We start from the raw sequence: 3,343 nt of genomic DNA on the forward strand, positions 1-3,343 counted from the left end.
GACCGAAGGCAAATGCCCGGAGGATCTCGTCCACCGGCAGGTTAAGTATCTGAACAACGTTGTTGAGGCGGATCATGGCAAGCTGAAACAACTGATCAAGCCGGTGCGAGGTTTCAAGACCTTGAAATCGGCCTATGCGACGATCAAGGGTTTTGAGGTCATGCGGGCGTTACGCAAGGGCCAAGCTGCTATTTTCAATCTCACCGGCGATATCCGTGGAGAAGCCCGGATTGTCGAACGAGCTTTCGGCATTGGACCGTGCGCACTCGCAGAAGTGGTGTCGCTGCTCGCGCAGAAATTCGAAGGTCAGCCCTCGTGACGGCGGAGAAAACAGGACCACCCCAACCAACTGGAATTGTTGCAACAGAGCCAGGTGGGCTGGCTCCTTCTTTCTTTCGGGGGATTGATTGCCATTGTGGTTTGGCGATCAGAAGTCGAGCAATCCCGGAATTCATTCCTGCTAGGCGTCGCTATGGCCCTTGGTGCAGCATTCTTCTATGCCCTCGCCGTAATCATCACCAAAGGGCTCAAAGGGGTCCCGCCGCATGTGATTGTCCTTGGGTAACTGACAGTTGGCACGGTCGTATTGCTGCCTTTCGCTCAAAGCCCATCGAATATTCAAAGTTTGGGGAGCTTGGTCGTGATCGGCGTCATCCACACCGGATTAATGACGACGCTTCTCTATGGCGCGATCCAGAAGATCTCCACCAGCATCGTGGGCACACTGTCGTTCATTTATCCTGTGGTGGCGATCATCGTGGATTGGATCGCATTTGGGCAACGCATGGGCTTTATGCAGGTCGCGGGTGCATTAGTAATTCTCACTTGAGCAATACGCATGAACCGGCTCCGCTTTTCCTAAAGAAGTAGCTTTAAACATATCTGCCAACCCACTTTCGGTCGGTTCAATTGCCGGCAAATCTATGCGGCGGCACAGCTTCCGAAACGGCGATGGTAGATCGGCGGAGCAACGCTGCTTCATCGATCCTTATATATATGGGCTCTACAGAGTTGACATGATCATGAGATCCATATTTATACGATGTATAAATATGGAGAATTAGATGATTACGGGTCATGTATTCATTGCGGCTAGCCTTGATGGCTTCATCGCACGCGAAAACGGCGAACTCGATTGGTTATTTCACAGCGATCAAGCTGGTGAGGACCACGGTTATGCAGATTTCATTAAAGATATCGACGTCATCGTGATGGGTCGCGGTACCTTCGAAGCTGTTCGAGCGATGGGCAATTGGCTCTATAACCGCGCCGTGCTTGTTCTGTCATCCCAGCTTTCACAGCAAGAAGTTCCTGCTGATCTTACCGGAAAGGTGCGCTTCTCAGGCAAGTCGGCGCAGGAGGCAATGGCAATGCTGGAAGCAGAAGGCTATCGTCGTGCTTATATCGATGGTGGTCGGGTAATCCAGTCGTTTCTAGAGCTTAACATGATCAGAGATATTGTGATCACTCGCGTACCAGTATTGCTGGGCGCAGGTCGCCCTTTGTTCGGTAGTCTGGGACATGACGTTTCACTCGCCCATACCAGCACCAAGTCTTTCCCTTCGGGGTTGGTCCAATCCAGTTACACAGTAAAGCAATGACTACGAGAGGTCGCGGACGACCTTCGAAAGATCAGCAAACGATTTCCCCCACGAAGATTCTGTTGGAAGCATTGCGTATACTGGATACTGAAGGGTTCGAACATTTGTCGATGCGCGTTTTGGCAGCACGTGTTGGTATCAACCCCATGACGATCTATCACCATTTCAAAGATCGTAATGGCCTGATCAAGGCAGTGGGAGATATGGTCTACTCAGACGTTTCAGCGCCAGGAAACTGTGACACTCGCATACGCATCGCTGGCCTACTCTCAGCTTATCGCGCGAAGGTCATTAAGCATCCTGCTCTTACACTCGCGATTTTCGGACAATCCGCGGTGTTTCCAGACCATGCCAAGAAGATAACTGACGATCTTGGAAACTTGCTCGGCGAGCTCGACATATCGCCGGAGCTTTCGATGCTATGGGTACATATTCTGGTGGACTTCACCCATGGTGCAGCACTCGCCCTGGCAGTTAATGGTGAAAATAACCAGCACCAATCACCAATTGACGGCGCAAAGGATAGCTATGAAAAAGGAATTGCTGAGCTATTGAAGGCTATCAACCCCTGATACTTGCAAGTCGCACATCAAACTAAAATGGACCCCTATGGCTTGAGAAAATCGACGCCATGAATCGCCTACGAATGCTTCGATAATATGTTTATCGTTGTTGCTGAAAGGATGTTTTTTCAGGCACTCGATCACTTCGCACTGATTGCGGATTTCCAAGGATTTGGATACATGGCACGATAGCCATTGCTTTGCCTTGGCCGACCGGAATCCCCTTTCGAACTCGCGGTGTCATTAAGCATGGAATATTGGCTCTGACGCACTTTCGATGATATGCCCACGCGCTAGAGTTAGGATAAGATATTGATTCTAAATAATATTCATGGAGAGCATAAACTTCACCAAGCTGGTATTGTTATAGTCTGATGCTATGTTCGAAAAATGAATAAGATCAGTATCTTGCTTGCCCTTAGGCATTGACAGTATCATCGAAAGTGCGTCAGAGCTAATATTCCACGCCTAATCACACTTCTGGGGTGAGACCGCGCAGTTCTGCTTCCATCTTATAGAGTTCGCTGATCCGTTGTACACCGTCTGCCGCAATCGGTGACGAGCCTGTGCGCGCGATTTCAATGAGACGGCGACGCGCATGGACCACTTCCTAAGCAGTTTCATCGTTGGGTTCCCCGAATATTATCTAGTGTCGCCATGGGCTTTTCGGTCTCAATGAGAGTGCCAATTATCTTGCGGTAATGCTCGAACTGATCAGTGTCTAGTTTGGCTTCCTTTCGATCGGCGAGCCACTTTTGTGCTGGTTCATAGCCGCCGAAGTGGCTTACCCAAGCGACTTTCGGCACATTGTCGAAATATTGCTCGTCGTTGATCCACACTCTGCTGTTTGTATATTCGACCTTTTCGACGACATAAGAACCGTCGATCGGGAACGAAGCGACATTGTCGCTAGGGACGCCACTGGGGGCTTTCGAGCAGGTGCAGCGCTCGCAATTTGGCTCCTTCTTTCGCGACAGCTAGGAAATGTACATCGTCTTCTGGGTACGGAATTCGGGGAACACGCTCTCAGAACAAGGCTGTCGGGCATCAGCATCTCCAGAACCGTATGTTCGGGCACAGGTTTCTTCAATATGCCCCAGTGAATGATAAACCCCTGGCTGTGGCCAGGGGTTTATTTGCAGTCTGAGGGCAGCTGAAGCTGCCCTTTTGGGTTGTCTG

At 50.3% G+C, this 3,343-nt stretch carries 5 protein-coding genes and 1 pseudogene; 4 read left to right on the forward strand and 2 right to left on the reverse strand.

What is annotated here, in order from left to right; all coding sequences use genetic code 11:
• The 4 genes from ABE527_RS21495 to ABE527_RS21510 all read left to right on the forward strand — a co-directional run.
• A partial coding sequence (locus ABE527_RS21495) for a DDE-type integrase/transposase/recombinase (protein ID WP_499698245.1) occupies window positions 1-319 on the forward strand: 319 nt, incomplete at its 5' end.
• 246 nt (window positions 320-565) lie between these two features.
• On the forward strand, window positions 566-829 hold the full coding sequence (locus ABE527_RS21500) for an EamA family transporter (RefSeq protein ID WP_499698246.1): 264 nt from the start codon (window positions 566-568) through the stop codon (window positions 827-829).
• A gap of 235 nt (window positions 830-1,064) precedes the next feature.
• On the forward strand, window positions 1,065-1,601 hold the full coding sequence (locus tag ABE527_RS21505) for a dihydrofolate reductase family protein (RefSeq protein WP_499695642.1): 537 nt from the start codon (window positions 1,065-1,067) through the stop codon (window positions 1,599-1,601).
• Between the two features lie 62 nt (window positions 1,602-1,663).
• Window positions 1,664-2,173 carry a TetR/AcrR family transcriptional regulator gene (locus tag ABE527_RS21510; RefSeq protein ID WP_499695643.1) on the forward strand — a complete coding sequence of 170 codons (510 nt, stop codon included), beginning with the start codon at window positions 1,664-1,666 and terminating at the stop codon, window positions 2,171-2,173.
• Window positions 2,174-2,642: 469 nt separating this feature from the next.
• On the opposite strand, the pseudogene ABE527_RS21515 reads toward ABE527_RS21510, so the two are convergent.
• Both ABE527_RS21515 and ABE527_RS21520 read right to left on the reverse strand, forming a co-directional pair.
• A pseudogene (locus tag ABE527_RS21515) lies at window positions 2,643-2,765 on the reverse strand (IS66 family transposase); the annotation flags it as partial.
• A gap of 19 nt (window positions 2,766-2,784) precedes the next feature.
• A complete protein-coding gene (locus tag ABE527_RS21520) occupies window positions 2,785-3,141 on the reverse strand; it encodes a type ISP restriction/modification enzyme (RefSeq protein ID WP_499695644.1) in 357 nt (118 codons plus the stop codon).
• Window positions 3,142-3,343: the final 202 nt, after the last annotated feature.

This window comes from Brucella sp. TWI432, assembly GCF_039674445.1.
GTDB lineage: Bacteria > Pseudomonadota > Alphaproteobacteria > Rhizobiales > Rhizobiaceae > Brucella > Brucella chromiisoli.